The organism is Vagococcus entomophilus (assembly GCF_003987595.1).
Classification (GTDB): domain Bacteria; phylum Bacillota; class Bacilli; order Lactobacillales; family Vagococcaceae; genus Vagococcus_E; species Vagococcus_E entomophilus.
Genome location: NZ_NGJZ01000001.1, coordinates 873,484 through 891,038, shown reverse-complemented (window position 1 = coordinate 891,038; position 17,555 = coordinate 873,484). Strand labels below are relative to the sequence as shown.

The following is a 17,555-nucleotide window of genomic DNA, read 5'->3' as shown; positions in this document are numbered from 1 at the left end:
ATGAATGAGTAAATTCACGAGTTGGTTTGACATTTATAAAAAGAACTCTGAATTAGAAACGCTAATGGGGTTAGAATTTTTTGAGGATAGCTCGAACCGTCCGTATATTAAGAGAATGGCAATTGATACCTGTATCAACTTTGTTGCTAGGACGATTAGTCAGTCTGAATTTAGACTAATGAATGATGGGGTTGTAGATAGAAGTGCCTGGCATTACAAGTTGAATGTACGCCCTAATACGGACCAATCTGCTACAACATTTTGGCAGAAAGTAATCTATAATTTGCTATTTGATAACGAGGTTCTCATTGTAATGTCCGATACAGACGACTTGCTTATTGCTGATAGCTACACTAGAAATGAACTTGCTCTATATGAGGATACATTTGAGGGTGTAAGTGTTAAAGGTTATATGTTTAATAGGAAGTTTCGGATGAATGAGGTTATTTTTCTTGAATATAACAATGAGGACTTGGAACGTTACGTTTCAGGTCTTTTTGCTGATTACGGAGAGCTATTTGGTCGGATGATGGATGCTTCGCTAAGGAATAACCAAATAAGAGGAACGGTCGAAGTGTCTGCAGTGAATGGAACAGATGAGCAAAAGACAACAGCACTGCAAAAATTCATTGATAAAGTATTCGAATCGTTTAAAAAGTCTGTTGCAATTGTACCAATGACGAAAGGACTCTCCTATAACGAAATACAAACAGGAAACAGTAAGCAATCTTTTGATGAAATTCAAAACGCTAAATCAGCAATGATCAGTGAAGTTGCCAAGATTCTAGGTATTCCACCGGCTTTAGTTCACGGAGAAATGGCAGATTTGGAAAGTAATAAACAATCTTACGTTGAATTTTGTATCAACCCTCTACTCAAAAAAATCGAAGATGAATTGAACGCAAAAATGTTAGAACCTGTTGAATATCAAAAAGGAAAACAGTTTGAAGTGGTGGGAATCAATAAGCCAGATCCGTTCAAAGATTCTGAGAAAATTGACAAAGTTATATCCAGTGGCTTCATGAACATTAATGAAGCTAGAAAAGAATATGGTTTGCCACCTCGCGAGGGTGGAGATGTTTATGTCATCACCAAGAACTATACTGAAAGTTCAAACTTGAAAGGGGGTGAGGAAGAATGAAAATTGACGTAAAAGGAACTATTATTTCGAATGACCAAAAGTGGTTATACGATATGTTCGAAATGGATAGCACAGCACCTAAAGATATTGCCTTGCCCGAAAATGGCGAACAGATTGATGTGACAATCAATTCCGGTGGTGGAGATGTTTATGCTGGTAGCGAAATTTATACGAAACTAAAATCTTACAGTGGACCGGTTAACATTCAAATCGTAGGTATTGCAGCTAGTGCAGCTAGTGTTATCGCAATGGCTGGAAGCAAAGTTTCAATTAGCCCAACCGCTCAAATTATGATTCATAATGTATCGGCTGTTGTTGGTGGCGATCACAAAGCCTTATCGCATGAAGCAAATGTGTTGCAAAACTACAATACATCAATTGCGAACGCTTATGTAGCAAAAACAGGTAAGTCTATGGACGATTTGTTGAACTTAATGGATAAAGAGACGTGGTTCAATGCTCAACAAGCTGTTTCAGAAGGTTTTGCTGACGAAGTAATGTTTAGCAATGAAAAAGCAGTGCCACTTGTAGCTAGTTTATCACCCGTCATTCCTGCTGATGCAGTCGAGAAGCTTATGAATAAGGTTCAGTCAACGATTAAAAAACAAGATAAAGCATTTATTGATGTAGATGCAATTGCAAATAGCGTAATCGAAAAATTAAATACTAAATCAACGATACCCAAAAGCGAAAAGTCGCCTTTTGAACGGTATCTTTTTTAATACAAAAAATAGGAGGTCATACTAAATGACAATTAAATTATCAAATGAATTTAAAGAAAAACGTCAAGCAATGCTTGATGCAATTACAAATGGAGAATCAACCGAAAAACAAGGAGAATTATACTCTGCTTTAATGGATGAAATGGTTAACGAAGCTAAGAAACAAGCTCGAGGAGAAATCGATTCGTTGTTAGCTTCTAATCCAGCGGATGAAAAACTTGCAGCAGGAACACGTAAATTTTTCAATGAAATCAACACAGAAGTTGGTTATAAAGAAGAAACTTTACTTCCTCAAGAAACCATTGATCGTATCTTTGAAGATTTAACAACGAACCATCCATTGCTTAATCGTATCGGATTACGTGATGCTGGGTTACGTTTGAAATTTTTGAAGTCTGAAACAAGTGGTGTAGCTGTTTGGGGTAAAATTTTTGGGGAAATCAAAGGGCAATTAGATGCAGCGTTCAGCGAAGAAGAAGCAATTCAAAGCAAACTTACAGCTTTTGTTGTAGTGCCTAAAGATTTAGAACAATTTGGACCAGCTTGGATTGAAACTTTTGTTCGAACTCAAATTGATGAAGCTTTTGCAGTAGCTCTTGAAGCAGCTTTCTTAGCTGGCACTGGTAAAGATCAACCGATTGGATTGAATCGTCAAGTACAAGCGGATGTTACAGTCACTGGTGGTGAATATCCTAAAAAAGAAGCCTCAGGCAAACTTACTTTTGCAGATGCTAAAACAACTGTTAACGAATTGACGGATGTCTACAAACTTCACTCTACAAACGAAAAAAATAAAACTGTTGCTGTTGATGGGTTAGTTACGATGGTTGTAAACCCTGTGGATGCTTGGGAAGTTAAAAAGCAATACACGTCACTAAATGCTCAAGGTATTTACGTTACTGCGTTGCCTTACAACCTAGATATCGTTGAATCTATCGCACAAGTTTCTGGTGAAGTTACAACTTTCGTTCAAGGCCGTTACGATGCGTACGTTGGTGGTGGAGTTACTGTTAAAAAATACGATCAAACACTCGCTATTGAAGATATGGACTTATTTACCGCCAAACAATTTGTTTACGGTAAAGCGAAAGACAACAAAGTAGCGGCGATTTGGACTTTGGAGCTAACTCCAGCGGGAAAGTAATTTCCCCAAAAGTCCAAAAAGTAACTCCTACGACAGACGGAGCTACTATTGAACTTGCGTAGAAAGGGGAGTTTCCAATGGTTGACCTTTTAGCGGATTTAAAAAAGCGTATGCACATTTTCCATAATTCGGAAGATGACAACCTACAGCGAATTTTGAATGAATCACAGGCTTATGTAAAAGATAAAACTGGATTTGATGAGAGCAATGAACGCGCAAAAACGCTAGTGCTTGAGCGTGCTAGATACGCTTATAACGATTCATTAGAATTCTTCGAGGATAACTTCCTTGGCGAATTGTTAGGGTTGTCTATCACACAATTAAAGGGGGATTCAGAAGATGGGGAAACCTAGTTTCGAATACAAACCTCCTAAAGTACAGACGGGTAGTCTTAGAACTCCCGTCTCTTTTTATAGATACAAACCTCACTCCGGACCAGAACCAGGAGAGGAAGAAAAAGAGATTCTTCATATTTGCTACGCTGAAATCTATAACCCCTCGATGAAAGATAGAGAAATACTTAATTCAATTGAAACGACTAACGCTGTAACGATTAACATTCGAGACACCAAAGGGGAATATTCTCCCACGAACAAGCATTATGTGGAAATTGATGATTACAGATATAAGAATGTTCGTTGGGATGTTTTAGACGTGCGAAACGACTTCGAAAATAACGCGTTTATCACAGTACTTTTAGGGGTCGTTCACGATGACTAAAGATGAAGTTAGTATAAATGGTGTCAATGATGTGTTGAACGCCTTAGAAAAGCGTTTAGGCAATAAAAAAGTGCGTAATCTATCTAATAAAGTAGTGAATGCATCTGGGGCAATAGTAGAAAGTAAATTAAAACATGACATGGTCGTATTTAAGGATACTGGTGCTTCGATTGAAGAGGTAGTAAGATCAAACGCTAGTTACAAGAACTACGAAACAATTGCAAAAATTGGTTGGAATGGTCCCAAAGGTAGATACCGGCTTATCCATTTAAACGAGTGGGGGTATACAAGAAAAGGAAAGCAAGTAAGACCTAAAGGGTTCGGAGTGATTGATAAATCGCTTAAAAATTCCCAAAAGGACTATCTAGCTGCGGTCAAAAAGGAGTTGAGCAGTAATCTATGAAAGATAAACTAAGTGAGGTCTACGATTCATTGATTCGTAATGAGTATATATCATCTACGACGAAGATTACTGAATCGGACGAATACCGTATTAAATTCTATGAATATCCTTCAACTGGAGATAAGGCAGGTCCAATGATTACGATAAGACCGTTAAAAGCTCAAAACGATGCCTATCATGGTAGTGACAAAGAGTTATCAATTCAATTTTGGTATCAAATCGATGTTGAGGGAACGTATCGCACGACTATTAAACAAATCCAATCAGAAATCAAAAAAGAAATGAAAAAAATGGGATTTGCACAATCAGATGGTGGACTAGACGAATATTTCTCAGACACGAAACGATATGTAGATGCAAGAAGATACACAGGAAATACAACTATTTATGACACGGAGTATTGACTTTCGTGTCTTTTTTTATATCAAAAATTAGGAGGAAATATATATGACATTAGTTGGATTTAAACGAATGACAATTGGAGTTTTTGACAAAGAAACAGGGAAACTTGGCAAGCAAATCGTTGTCGAAGGAAAACAGGACGAAGGGGCTACAGTATCGGCAGAAATTAGCGGATTAGCGAAAGAAGCAACGAAAGTCTACGGATCAAATATTGCTTACTATGTATCGCAAAAAGGCACGGGGGATGTGTCAATTGACTTTGGCTTGTTAGATTTACCAGAAAATGCAAACGACACAATTCTAGGCTATGAAGTTAAAAATGGAATCTCGTTTGTGGGTGAAAATACCGAACCTCCTTATTGCGTTGTTTTACTTGAATCAGAAGATTTAAGTGGAGACACAGCAATGATGGCGTTCTTTAAAGGTAAATTCAGTCAAGATGGATCAACATTAAACACTACTAATAACGAAGCTTTTGAACCAGAGGCAGAAACATACACATTTACAGCAGTTACAAGCGATGCTGATGGAGATTCAAACGGTCAAGTAATGGGTAAATATGTCGGTAAAGAAGAAAAAACTATAGCAGCGCTCAAAGCTTTAGCATTCCCTACAGCGGGGGAGTAATTAGCCCCGTTGTTGGAACGGTAACTCCTACAACCGATGGGGCTACCATCGATTTATCATAAGAAAGGATGAATAAATTTGGCGGATATTAAACCAGAAAAATTTCGCATTTATAAAGGAACAGAGGTTGCAGCAGAAGGCGTTTCTCCATTAACTATTAAAGGCGTGGGAGCAAATAAAGATGTTGCGGCTGGAATGTACAAAGTAGCAGGTGTAGCAACTGTTGACGGAAAAGAACAAGAATCGAAAAAAGTGGATATTCCCGCTTTTAAATCTAATTCAATTGATGTAACAGGCGTAACGTTAGATCAAACTACTTTAGCATTAGAAGTTGGGAAAACAGGAACGGTAAAAGCTACTGTTTCTCCAGATAACGCTACTAATAAAGCAGTTACTTTTACTAGTTCAGATGAAACTATCGTAAGCATAGATAGTAAGGGTGTAGCATTGGCTGTTAAAGCTGGCACAGCGGATGTTACTGTAACAACTGCTGATGGTAAAAAGACAGCTAAATGTACGGTAACCGTAACGGAACCTGCTGCTGGATAAAACAATATGAGGTTAGTCGAAAGACTAGCCTTTTTTATTTAAAAAAAATAGGAGGAATTAATTAAATGGCAAAAGTGAAATTATATTTAACAAATAAGAACGATGAAAAGGTTGTACATGAAACGAAAAAATTAACAGGAAGAGCCGTTCGTAAAGCATTTGAAGTCATGGAAAAATTAGAAACAGAAACATCATATGTTAAACAGTTAGACGGTTTAATCGATTATGTTGTGGATGTGTTCGACAACGAAAAAGTAACTGAAGATTCCATTTTGGATGGTATAGCTAGTGAAAAACTAATGGAAGAACTTCAAGGGGTTGTAACAACTGTTGTAGGTGGAGATAAGCAATCTAATGGGAAAGCAAAAAAGTAAGCGCAAGTGAAGCGAAAGATCAATATATTGATATGTGCCGTCAACTTGTCAAAAACGGATGGGCAATTGAAGATATTGAAAATGCAGACTTTGAGCTATTAATGCAAGTCATTATGAAACCTAACAAAGGTAACAACTCAAAAGGAAAACCTATGGATTTAGGTGACTTTATAAAATCTCTTTAGGAAAGGAGGAAGAATATGGCGAATAAGCAACCATTAGGAAATATGATTATTGAGCTAGGTCTAGATAGTTCGGCTTTTTCTAAAGGTTTAGAAGGGGCAAAAAAAGCAATAACTTCAAACATGAATGCTATGAAAGCACAAATGAGTGTTATAGGAGCGAGTGGGGATAAATTGGGCGTATTGCAAGCAAAATATAGTGGCTTGCAAAAGACTTTAGATGCTACTCGAAACCAAATAGACAAGCTAAGAGATGCATATAAGGATAGCCTAGACGAAAATGGAAACGCCACGAAGCAATCTGCTAAATATGCGGATGAGTTAAACAAAGCTATTGCTCGTGCCGGTAGCTTAGAAAAACAAATTAAGCAAACCGACGATGCAATGTCTAATATGAAAAAACAAATGGCGATTGATAATAGCCCGTTCACAAAATTGAGTGAAGGTCTAGATAAAATCAAAGACAAAATAAAAAGTGTCAGTACCAGTATAAAAGATATTGGTAAGGGTGCTACAACTAAAGTATCTTTACCGATTGTGGCATCCTTAGGTGTTGCATATAATAATGCAGCAAATTTTAGTGGTCAACTACAAACTATTCGAGCTTTAATCAATGACGGAAGCGTTTCTCAAGGAAAACTCACTAAGCAGATTGAAGAACTAGGTGATAAGTCTGTTGAGTGGTCGAGCAAGTATGGTATTTCTACTGATTCTATCAATGAAGGTATGGAAGAAATTATAAAAAAAGGATACACGTACGAACAAACTCTAGGAGCCATGCCATCCATTTTAGATGCTACAGTAGCCTCTGGTGATGATTTTGCTACTGTAATGAGTGCTTCAACGAGTATTCTAGAACAATTCGGACTAAAAGCAGAATCTACTACCGCTACACTAAAAAATACGCAAAGGGTTACTGACAGCTTGACTTACGTTGCAAATTTAACTTCGACTGGATTTGAAGACTTAGGGAAGGCAATGGAATACGTTGGACCAGTGGCCAACTCTTTAGGAATGAGTGTTGAAGAAACAGCATCTGCTATAGGTTTGCTTTCTAATAACGGTATAGAAGCTGATAAAGCGGGTACCGCTTTAAGAGGAGCGTTATCAAAACTTTTAAAACCAAGCGATGCTAATGCGGCAGCTATGGCAGCTATGGGTGTCAATTTTGAAGCTTTCCAAAAAGGTGCAATAGGATTTCCGGAAATCCTTTCTCAAATAGAAAAAGGGACGCAAGGATGGAACGGAGCTACAAGAGCACAATATCTAGCTTTGGCATTTGGTACAGAAGCACAAACAGGGATGAACATCTTAGTTAATCAAGGAGCAGACGCACTAACTAATTTAACTGGAGAAACGGAAAAAGCTAGCGGGTATACGCAAAAATTAGCTAATCAAATGAATAACACTGACAAAAATCAGTTAAATAAATTCAAAGAGTCTATTAAAAATTTATCTACTGTATTCGGAGAGCAATTATTACCTGTATTTACACCAATAATTGAAAAGGTAACTACTCTTGTAAAGTCTTTTATACAGTTGAGTGATAAGACCAAAAAAACTATTTTGACGGTAGCTGGTTTAACCGCCGTTATTGGTCCACTTTTAATGGTAGTGGGTTCGGTTGGTCAAGGCTTTAGTGTCGCAATTGCAGCTTTGGCAAAGTTATCAGGAGGATTTGGAATATTAAGCGGAGTCATCGCACAAGCAGGAGGCTTACTACCGTGGATTGCAGGGCTATTTTCGACGCTTTTTTCTCCTATAACTTTAGTGGTAGGAGCTATAGCTGGATTAGGTATTGCTTTCGTAGCGTTAAATTCGAAAGGCAAGAGTTTTGGAGACGTAATGTCTTCCATATGGGGAAATATAAAGAGCGGAATTACATGGATTGGTAAATTATTTGTGGCAATAAAAGATTTATTTTCATTTGATTCTACAAGTAATATAAAAGGCTTGGATATATTAAATACAATGTTTAGCAATGAGACAGTAACTAAAATACTAACTACAGTTCAATCCATCCGTGATGCTTTAGTGAGTGCTTTTTCTGAAATTTCTAGTTTCTTTATGTCTAAAGCTTCTGGAATAATGGATTTTTGGAATCGATATAGCCCTCAAATTATTCAAGCTCTTCAAAATTTCTGGAATATTATCAAACCGATTTTCTCTGTAGCTTTAACTGCTATCTTATTTATTGTAGAAACTGTGTGGGATAATATTAAAGGCGTTATTGCAGGGGCAATCAAAATAATTGAAGGAATTGTCTTAGTTTTCACTGGTATTCTTACGTTAAACTTTTCTACTCTATGGGAAGGGATTAAGAATATTTTCTTTGGTGCAATTCAATTAATTTGGAACTATATAAACATAATGTTTATTGGAAAAATTTTAGGAGGTATAGGAAGCCTTGTTTCAGGTGCGAGCGGCTTAATTAGCGGTATGTGGACAGGGATTAAAACATTTTTCAGTGAAGGCATAACAGGAGTTATAGGTTCTGTCACAGGCTGGGTTTCTAAAATTTTAGAATTCTTTTCTAATTTTAAAGCCAATTCATTATCTGCATTCAGCTCGATGTGGTCTGGAATAAAAGGATTCTTCGTTAATGGAGTAAAAGATATAGTAGATAAAGTAGTGGCTGTACCGGGAAAAATGAAAGATGGAATTTTAAGAGGCGGTGGAGCGTTAAAAGATGCATTTGTTTCTATTTGGAAAGGAGCAGTCAACGGAATAGCTCTTCCTGTTAATAAAATAATTGGTGGAGCAAACTGGATACTAGAAAAATTTGGTTCTAAATCTAAAATAGACGACTGGAAACCTTACGCTAAAGGTACAGAGGGCCATCCAGGTGGTAACGCTCTAGTTAACGATGGACGTGGCGCTGAAATAGTTCAAACTCCGGATGGTCAAGCGTTTATTCCTAAAGGCAAAAATGTGTTTATTCCTAATATGCCTAAAGGAACTAGAGTCTATAATGCTGAACAAACAGCAAATATTATGGGACGTAAAGGGCCTACTTTTAGATATAAAAATGGAAATGTTGGTGATTGGTTTAGTGGTATTTGGAATGGAACTAAAAATGTAGGTAAGAAAATAGTTAGTGGAATAGGAGATGTTTTTGATTACATATCGAATCCGTCTAAATTACTTGAGAAGGTAGTTTCGAAATTTGTTGATTACGACGGGGTCGGAGGTGTTGCTCTCGACATGGCTAAAGGAATGATTGGCAAAGTTAAGGGTTCTATGGTCGGATGGATCAAAAAACTATTTGACGAAGAAAGTCCTAAAGTGAAATACAACCCATCGGCTGGTGTAGAACAATGGCGTGGGCTTGCGACTAAGGCTCTCAAAATGGAACAACAATATTCTGCTGGCAACCTGAAAGCACTCTTGTATCAAATGCAAACGGAATCGGGCGGTAATCCTAATGCGGTCAACAATTGGGATATCAACGCTAAAAATGGTATTCCTTCCAAAGGTCTCTTACAAGTGATTGAACCAACTTTCAGAGCATACGCTCGTCCGGGTTACGACAAATCATTAACTGATCCACTCTCTAACATTCTTGCTTCTATTCGATATGCAGTAAGCCGATATGGTTCTCTAACTAACGCTTATCGAGGTGTTGGCTATGAGAATGGTGGAATCATTACGAAACAGCACTTGGCCATGGTAGGAGAAGGGAACAAACCAGAGATGGTTATTCCGTTAACAAACAAAGCTCGTTCTTTAGATTTAATGGCTCAAGCTATTCAAATGATGGGGATTTCTGGAGGAACAGTCTCAGCTAAAAGCAACGATTCTGATTCTCGTTGGGATGATGTTATTATGTTGCTAACTAAATTGTTGCAAAAAGATTCTAATCTTTACGTAGACAGTAAAGAAGTAGGGTCTTTGACTTCCAATTCCGTAACTAAAGCCCAAAACGACAGAACAAAAATACAAAATTTATTGAGGGGGATTAAAAATTGAGTATGATTACTATGAATTTCGGTGGCGTTGATACGTCACCTTTTTTCGTTGTTAACAAAATTACTATACCTCTAATTAGCAAAGAATCAACAACGAATTCAAATCCAGCTACAGCTGGCGTGGAATTTTTGAAAACTCAAAGAAAAGAATACACTTTGAAAATTGATATAACTTTATTGTCAGAAGTAAGCAAGGGGTTAGAAGTACCTGAAATAAAAGATCTAATAACTCTGTTACTAAATAAAAAAAATCTTGAAAAATTAGTATTTTCTAATATGCCAGACAGATACTGGGAATGTGTATTTGAGGGTGCAAGTGAAATAAGTATTGATGATAAAAACTTAGCGACAACGAGTATAGAATTTCTCGTGCCTGATGGAATATCATATTCTACTTCTGCAAAGCAATACCCATTTTATCTCAATTCAAATGGCATTTTAGAAGCAACAATCATAAACGAAGGCACCGAAGAAACTTCGATTAGTTATGACATACATCACAACGACGAAAATGGCTTCATTGGGATTGTTTCTGAAAATGGTGTTATACAAATAGGTAATAGCACTGATTCCGACGTACAACCGTCAGAGTGGGTTGTGAATGATAAGGAAATGACAGCGGAAGTTGTTGAGAAAAATGGTTGGAAAGTAAACGAGTATACGTTTAACAAATACTTAGGCCAATACGATTTAGTGTGCAAGGGAGCGATTGGCTATACTAATGTCCGGGGTAAAAAAGTAGCAGCAGTCGCAAATTACGGAATGGAATCAAATAGGGCATATTACGGAATTTCGCTAGGAAGAAAAGTTTCTGCTGATTCAAATGGCGATGTTGGTGCGGATGTATTCGCTTGTCGCCCAGCGTTCGGCTTTGAAACAGGAAAAATGAATCAGACGGGGCTTATATATTATGAGTTGAGAGATTCAAACGGAAAAATGGTTGCGTATGTTTCTTTTAGGAAAAGTAGTTTAGTAGCAAATGAAGCATACATTCGTTGTGGAACCGCAGAAGGCCCAGTTGGAGAAGAATACAAGTATAGTCCAAATAACGAAAATATTTTCACTCGTGGCATGACAGAAATGATGATTACAAAAGAAAAAGATAAGTTCAATTTTCATTTTGGCGGAATGGAGAAAGGCGGATTTATTAAAAGTATTGTCGCACCTAGTTTGAAAAACGTAAAAGTAACCGACACAGCAATGTTTTTAGGCGTCTGGTTAGGTCAAGAAGCAAACACTATTCTGACCTTTGGCGGGGAAACGTTTAGGAAAGATTTTACAGATTATCTTTCGAATGTACCAAATCGTTATTCAAGTGGGAGTAATTTGTATGTTGACGGTGATTCTACGAAAATTTATATAAACGGAGTAGCTTCAGCAGGGGAAGAAATAAAAGGGAGTAGTTACTTTTTAGCTAAGCCTGGCGAAACAAAAGTTCAATTGTATTATTCGGCGTATAGTAAAAAAGCCCCTGACGCCGTAGCAACCATCACGGAGGTGTTTTTGTGATGACTAAATCACCACGTATTGCGATAAAAAATGCTTATGATACAGTGTTAGGATTTATAGATAATTCTGCAAAAAAGGCACTGCATTTTAAAGATGATACGCTACATGAATATTTGCAAGGTAACGCTTTTACATTTACGTTTAAAACATCTGCTAAGCATCCAGATAGTTTGGATATCAAAGAAGGTGGAAAAATTTCTTTCGTTCTCGATAATGTTGACTATAACCTAAATATAGTGGAAGTTATTCGTGATGAATTAACTGTTGAAGTGACATGTTATTCACTATCACTTGAGCTAGTAAATGAAAAAAAAGGAGCATACAAAGGTAAATCACTTTCTTTTTCTCAATATCTAAATGTGTTTGATTCTGAAAAAACATTAAATTTAGTTATTAACGAAGTGTCAGATAAAAAAATCTCTAATGAATGGACGGGAGAAGACACAGTTCTTGCTCGTCTTTTTTCTTTGGCTAATGTATTTGATGCAGAAATCGAATTTAAAACAGTTTTAAATGATAATTATAGTTTAGAGCGGGTAGACATGCACGTGTATAAAGCACACAATGACGAATATCAAGGTATTGGTACTAATAGAAAAGATATTACGTTACGCTACGGAAAAGAAGTGACAGGGATTACCAGAACAGCCAACATCACTGACCTGTATACGGCAATAAACCCGACTGGTGCAGATGGACTTACTCTAAAATCGTTGAATAGATACATATATGATGATCAACAAAATTTGATTTTTTTTACAACTAATACTGATGCTAATGGATATAATCCGGATGTTATATATGCTCCGCGTGCTAAAAATCAGTTCCCGTCCACTCTGACTTCTGATAGTAAACAGCGATATATAGCAACAAATTGGGAGACGGAAATAAGCAGTATTGAAAGTCTCTGGGGAAGGGCATTAGCTGAACTGAAAAAAAATATGATACCTAAAGTCACCTATGAAATTTCTGGTTATTTAAAAACGAATATCGGTGATACTGTTCAAGTGGAAGATGAAGGGTTTAACCCTAAGTTGTACTTAACAGCACGTGTTACGGAGCAAGAAAGAAGTTTAAGTAATCCAACTTCTTCAAATTGCAAAACAACATTCTCAAACGTTACAGAGTCAAGTAGTCAAATCGATCAATCGTTGCTTGATAAGATGCAAGAACTAGTTAACGCAAACAAACAATACTCACTCGATATAATCAGCGATAACGGTACAGTGTTTAAAAACAACGAAGGAGAAACAACGCTAAAAACAGTTGTAAGAGACGGAGTAAATATCGTCACAGACAGTTTTGTGTATAAATGGTATAAAGATAATTCTTATATTGCAACTCAAAAAAGCTTGACGGTACAAGCTTCTGACGTAGTATCTAAAGCAGTTTACAAAGTTGAATCGTTTAAAGCAAGTGATATAGATAATGCTGTTAATAGTAAAGAAGTAACTTTGTTTGTGACGAGCGACGGTGAAAATGGGGCCCCGGGTAAAAACGGCGAAACTAAATATACTTGGATAATGTTTGCTGATGATGTTAATGGTAAAAACATGTCATCAGATGCAACAGGAAAATCTTTCCTTGGTCTGTCTTATAACCAAGATACCATTACGCCGTCAAACGATGCGAAAGATTATTCATTTTTACCTATGTATGACATAGCAATAATGGAAGACGTTGAAAAAAGGCTAAAAGAAGTAAATTCAACAACAATTAGTACTACAGAACCACAAAGCCCCACAACAGGAGATAATTGGTGGCAATCGGATGGAAACGGAGATATTACTGGGATTTTCAAATGGAGTGGAACGGAATGGCAGTCTGCACAAATACAGCAAGATAGTTTAATTATCAAACAGCTAACGTCAGTAGCGATTGATTCCGCTCAAATTACAGGTTCTAAAATCGTAAATACATTCAAGGATGTTGAACTTCAAGGAGAAAAGTTGACTGGAACAACCACGGTAGAGGGGGCCAACGTTCGTATAGATTACAAAACGGCAAATGGTCAGAGTGGTAACGTTGTTATAAATCCTCTGTCAACAGGATCGCAAGTTTTTAATTCACAAGGAGTAAAAATTAATGGATACGAACTGTCTACAAGTCAATTATATTTTTATGACAAAGATATTGGGACAGGCGTTACGGAGGCTAAATACTTAGTACAATATCCATGGTGGTGGTGCGGGATTAAAAGTGGTTTTAGCTGGTATAACAATACTACTAATCAATATCGGCCTAAAGCGAAACTTGTTTTCATCAATAATATGCCTTTTGTAAACTTCTTTGGTATTTTAACTCGCAACTCTAGCGGTGGCGGTGGCGGTGGCTGGCAATACTGGGGAACATTAGATATTGCCTCAATGAAAATAAAAGATTTTATGACAGCAGACTGTAATGCAACAGTTTCTGTCAACGGTGGTGATGGGGCGACACTAGGTCTCACACAAGGAGGAGAAATTGTAGTTAGAACTCCTAATAATTTTAATGAATGTCGTATAAATTGTTTAATGCCGTTGGCATAATCAAAGGAGGAAAATGATGAAAAAAATTTATATAGTTGGGAAAAATGGTTCTTACGGTGAGATGGATGTTCAAGATGATTTCGAAATAAAAGAACCGTATACTGATGTAAAAATTCCTGAAGGCTTGTTGTTTAAAAATATCACATTTGATTTTATCAATCAGAAATGGAAAGAAGTAGAAGTTGTCATAGAAAATGACAATGAGAACGAAGAAAATGATGAATCTATTATATTTGAAGATAGAATTGCAATGCTAGAAGAGCTAACGCTTTACAACTTAGGAGTGAAATAATGAGTAAATTAGACACTATTATTAGATTTTTCGTGATGCAAATAGACTTAGGTAAAATCACGATTGAACAAGTACCTGCGACGTACAAATCGAAAGTAGCAAAGTATATTTCAGAAAGAGAAGCTGATAAGACTAGTGAGAACTAGTCTTTTTAATTTAAGCGAAGTTGGTGAAAACGGTGGAATTAGAAAAACAAGTAGAGTTACATGAGAAAAAGTTGAATCAGCATGATAAAGAGTTGAGTAGATTAAACGATATGACATTAGAGATGCAAAAATCGATGAACGAAGGACTCACAAGAGTAGATGAATCGAATCGTTTCTTGCGTGAGCAGAACACAAGACAGTCTGAACAAAACGCAGAAATATTGAGAGCTGTCCTAGAGCGTAACGAAAAAAGTGAAACGCATCAACATGAGCTTAAAATGTTGAATAGCACGAATGCGTGGAAGTTAATTCTAGGTATAAGTGCAGCCACAGGAACAGTATTAGCAGTCGTCTTAGAAATTATAAAAGCGATCGGAGGAAGATAATATGAATAACATTAAAGAAAAAATGAAGACAAAAAGTTTTTGGTTGGCAATGATTCCAGCTATTTTGTTATTAGCACAAGAGGTGCTAAAACTTTTTGGAATTGCTTTTCAAACAGATAGTTTACAAAAAGAATTACTCGATATCTTAAATACAATATTCGTGATTTTAACTGTATCGGGTATTGTAATCAGCCATGATGAAACGTCTGAATAAGACGTTTTTTATTTTAATAAAAAAAGAAAAGAGGAAATGAAATGAAAAAGTTTTTAGCATCAGTAGTAATTTTGACAGTATTTTTACCAAATTTGGCCAGTGCTGCAATCACAAAATATACTCCAGGGATCCCACGAACAGACTTCGTAGACGTGTCAAGTCATCAAGGCAGTTTGAGTGTTTCAGACTATCAAAAAATGAAGTCAGAGGGTGTGAAAGGCGTTGTTGTAAAAGCAACGGAAGGTACAAATTACGTCAATCCTTACGCGACTGTTCAAGCAAACAACGCACGTGCAGCAGGTTTAACTGTAAGCTTTTATCACTTTGCACGATATAATAGCGTTGCAGAAGCGCAAGCAGAAGCAAACTACTTCATCAACGTAGCAAAAGAATTAGGTGCTGATAAAGATACTATCATGGTAAATGACCAAGAAGACAATCAAGTATACAATCGTGATGTATTGACAAACAATGTCTTAAACAAAGCGTTTGAAAATACGTTATGGGCGAACGGTTACAAAAATCCCGAAGTTTACACAGGAAGTTATCTATTAAATAGTAGATTTAATTTAACGGATACCCAAGGTTGGATTGCACAGTACGTTGCAAATCCTCTTGCTAGCAATCTTAAATTTACAGGTCGTTCGGCATGGCAATGGGCTAGCGACTATCAATTCCAAGGAATTCCGGGCAAAAACTTTGATGTATCTATTGACTATAAAGGTGTGTTTACAAAAGACAAAGATACAGAACATAAAGTAATTCCACCTACACCAGTTCCAAATCCAAATGCTTCAACATACACAGTCGTGAATGGTGATACACTAAGCGGTATCGGAATTAAATTTGGTAAGAACTGGACGGAAATTGCAAGCTTAAACGGTATCAGCAAACCTTATATTATCCACGTAGGTCAAGTGATTAAAGTAAATAACAACGGTGGAGGAAACACAAATAACGCTGTTAGCTCAACTTATGTGGTGCGAAGCGGAGACACGTTATCAGGTATTGCAAACAAATTAGGTACGACTGTTAGCGCGTTACAATCAGCAAATAACATCGCTAATGCTAATCTAATCTACGCAGGTCAAACGCTTAAAACTAGCGGTAATACTAGTCAAACTACGTACACAGTGAAAAGTGGAGACACGTTATCTGACATTGCAAGCAAGCTAGGGACTACAGTTAACAACTTGCAAAGTAAGAATTCTATTTCGAATCCGAATTTAATTTTCCCCGGACAAAAACTAAATAAATAATAAAAAAGCCCTGCAATCCAATTAAGGATGTAGGGGCTTTTTTTTGTTTTAAATAAAAAAATAAAATATAAAAGTAAAAAAATGAGTTTTTTTCTTTTTTAAAAATTAATTTTGTTATGAAAATTAAAAAAATCGTATTCTTTAAAAGTTGTACTAGAAATTCCAGATAAATATTTTTGGTACTCTTGCAAGAATAACGAGGGCATGTTACCATTTATATATAGCTGAAACCTATATATAATATTCTTTCTCCTATTTTTTAATAGGATGTTGAGCTTTAAAGTCTTAATAAGCTTAGCCTTTAAAGCATGGTGTTCCCTCACTGTTCGTAGTCAGTGGGGGTTCTTTTTTTATACTGCAAACTTTAGCGTAAACTCATTATGATTGCGAATCATGTATTTTTCTACTATATAATTACCTTTATCGTTCAAATGTCCAAAAGCTGCAATCTCAAATTTGTTGTTATCAAGAAAGAGAAGTTTATGAGCTTTGTCACCACTGATGAAACAATTGTAATCATCATCTTTAGTGTGCAGCGTAAATCTCACAAGTGAATTTGGGAAACTATGAATCAATCTAATTTTATCTACAATACCTACGCATGACAAATTCTTCATAATCAACTCTCCTTGAATTTTCTTATAATTTTTTTATTAGACGAAACACCTCGGTAGTAGTAAAGTGTACAATCGTCTTGTATCTCTTTTCTGAAATGAAATATCAAATCTTTTCCTGTCACTGAATACTTTCGAGGAACAATGAAATAATCTTTCTGTGTGTTCTGCATTGTCTTTACAATAGACTCTTGATGAAATAATAAAGGAATAGGGAATGAAACTAGTTCATAATAGTGTTTCTCAAAAGCTTCTGTTTCAGCACAATGAAATGCGATATCTACACTTTTACTTTTCACACGATCACTTCCTTTAAAGATATTATACGAACGTGCGTTCTTTTTGTAAAGAGGGAACTAAGAATTAATTCGTAAA

The 17,555-nt window shown here is 36.4% G+C and carries 20 protein-coding genes; 18 read left to right on the top strand and 2 right to left on the bottom strand.

Annotated elements, in window-relative coordinates; all coding sequences use genetic code 11:
- Positions 1-4: 4 nt before the first annotated feature.
- The 18 genes from CBF30_RS04135 to CBF30_RS04055 all read left to right on the top strand — a co-directional run bounded on the left by CBF30_RS04135 (position 5) and on the right by CBF30_RS04055 (position 16,566).
- Entirely contained in the window at positions 5-1,141 is a 1,137-nt protein-coding gene (locus tag CBF30_RS04135; RefSeq protein ID WP_126823037.1) for a phage portal protein, read from the top strand.
- On the top strand, positions 1,138-1,863 hold the full coding sequence (locus CBF30_RS04130; RefSeq protein ID WP_126823035.1) for a head maturation protease, ClpP-related: 726 nt from the start codon (positions 1,138-1,140) through the stop codon (positions 1,861-1,863). Before CBF30_RS04135 ends, CBF30_RS04130 begins: the two co-directional genes overlap by 4 nt.
- Before the next feature lie 25 nt (positions 1,864-1,888).
- Positions 1,889-3,007 carry a phage major capsid protein gene (locus CBF30_RS04125; protein WP_126823033.1) on the top strand — a complete coding sequence of 373 codons (1,119 nt, stop codon included), beginning with the start codon at positions 1,889-1,891 and terminating at the stop codon, positions 3,005-3,007.
- 77 nt (positions 3,008-3,084) lie between these two features.
- Entirely contained in the window at positions 3,085-3,360 is a 276-nt protein-coding gene (locus tag CBF30_RS04120) for a head-tail connector protein (protein WP_126823031.1), read from the top strand.
- Positions 3,347-3,727 (top strand): phage head-tail adapter protein, encoded by a 381-nt coding sequence (locus tag CBF30_RS04115; protein ID WP_126823029.1) that lies wholly within the window; start codon positions 3,347-3,349, stop codon positions 3,725-3,727. The genes CBF30_RS04120 and CBF30_RS04115 overlap by 14 nt, the downstream gene beginning before the upstream one ends.
- Positions 3,720-4,130: a hypothetical protein gene (locus CBF30_RS04110; RefSeq protein WP_126823027.1), complete on the top strand. Its 411-nt coding sequence runs from the start codon at positions 3,720-3,722 to the stop codon at positions 4,128-4,130. The genes CBF30_RS04115 and CBF30_RS04110 overlap by 8 nt, the downstream gene beginning before the upstream one ends.
- On the top strand, positions 4,127-4,534 hold the full coding sequence (locus CBF30_RS04105; protein WP_126823025.1) for a hypothetical protein: 408 nt from the start codon (positions 4,127-4,129) through the stop codon (positions 4,532-4,534). The genes CBF30_RS04110 and CBF30_RS04105 overlap by 4 nt, the downstream gene beginning before the upstream one ends.
- 43 nt (positions 4,535-4,577) lie before the next feature.
- Positions 4,578-5,159, top strand: a complete 582-nt coding sequence (locus CBF30_RS04100; protein ID WP_126823023.1) for a major tail protein — start codon at positions 4,578-4,580, stop codon at positions 5,157-5,159.
- 78 nt (positions 5,160-5,237) lie between these two features.
- Positions 5,238-5,708 carry an Ig-like domain-containing protein gene (locus CBF30_RS04095; RefSeq protein ID WP_126823021.1) on the top strand — a complete coding sequence of 157 codons (471 nt, stop codon included), beginning with the start codon at positions 5,238-5,240 and terminating at the stop codon, positions 5,706-5,708.
- Between the two features lie 65 nt (positions 5,709-5,773).
- Entirely contained in the window at positions 5,774-6,082 is a 309-nt protein-coding gene (gene gpG, locus CBF30_RS04090) for a phage tail assembly chaperone G (RefSeq protein WP_126823019.1), read from the top strand.
- A gap of 200 nt (positions 6,083-6,282) precedes the next feature.
- Positions 6,283-10,233: a phage tail tape measure protein gene (locus CBF30_RS04085; protein ID WP_126823017.1), complete on the top strand. Its 3,951-nt coding sequence runs from the start codon at positions 6,283-6,285 to the stop codon at positions 10,231-10,233.
- A 2-nt stretch (positions 10,234-10,235) separates the two neighbouring features.
- On the top strand, positions 10,236-11,741 hold the full coding sequence (locus tag CBF30_RS04080; RefSeq protein WP_245975026.1) for a distal tail protein Dit: 1,506 nt from the start codon (positions 10,236-10,238) through the stop codon (positions 11,739-11,741).
- Entirely contained in the window at positions 11,741-14,269 is a 2,529-nt protein-coding gene (locus CBF30_RS04075) for a phage tail protein (protein WP_126823013.1), read from the top strand. The genes CBF30_RS04080 and CBF30_RS04075 overlap by 1 nt, the downstream gene beginning before the upstream one ends.
- 16 nt (positions 14,270-14,285) lie before the next feature.
- Complete coding sequence (locus tag CBF30_RS04070) at positions 14,286-14,561, top strand: hypothetical protein (RefSeq protein WP_126823011.1); 276 nt, start codon at positions 14,286-14,288, stop codon at positions 14,559-14,561.
- Complete coding sequence (locus CBF30_RS11770) at positions 14,561-14,707, top strand: CD1375 family protein (protein ID WP_170168929.1); 147 nt, start codon at positions 14,561-14,563, stop codon at positions 14,705-14,707. The genes CBF30_RS04070 and CBF30_RS11770 overlap by 1 nt, the downstream gene beginning before the upstream one ends.
- Before the next feature lie 32 nt (positions 14,708-14,739).
- On the top strand, positions 14,740-15,093 hold the full coding sequence (locus CBF30_RS04065; protein ID WP_126823781.1) for a hypothetical protein: 354 nt from the start codon (positions 14,740-14,742) through the stop codon (positions 15,091-15,093).
- A 1-nt stretch (position 15,094) separates the two neighbouring features.
- The gene (locus CBF30_RS04060) at positions 15,095-15,307 is read left to right on the top strand and encodes a phage holin (RefSeq protein WP_126823009.1); all 213 of its coding nucleotides are present in this window, start codon (positions 15,095-15,097) and stop codon (positions 15,305-15,307) included.
- 41 nt (positions 15,308-15,348) lie between these two features.
- Positions 15,349-16,566, top strand: coding sequence for a LysM peptidoglycan-binding domain-containing protein (locus tag CBF30_RS04055; protein WP_126823007.1), 1,218 nt, complete (start codon positions 15,349-15,351; stop codon positions 16,564-16,566).
- Positions 16,567-16,916: 350 nt separating this feature from the next.
- Here the strand turns inward: CBF30_RS04055 and CBF30_RS04050 are convergent, their stop codons facing one another.
- Together CBF30_RS04050 and CBF30_RS12155 are read right to left on the bottom strand one after the other, a co-directional pair.
- Entirely contained in the window at positions 16,917-17,183 is a 267-nt protein-coding gene (locus CBF30_RS04050) for a hypothetical protein (protein WP_126823005.1), read from the bottom strand.
- Positions 17,184-17,185: 2 nt separating this feature from the next.
- Positions 17,186-17,479, bottom strand: coding sequence for a DUF5960 family protein (locus CBF30_RS12155; RefSeq protein WP_126823003.1), 294 nt, complete (start codon positions 17,477-17,479; stop codon positions 17,186-17,188).
- Between the last annotated feature and the right edge of the window lie 76 nt (positions 17,480-17,555).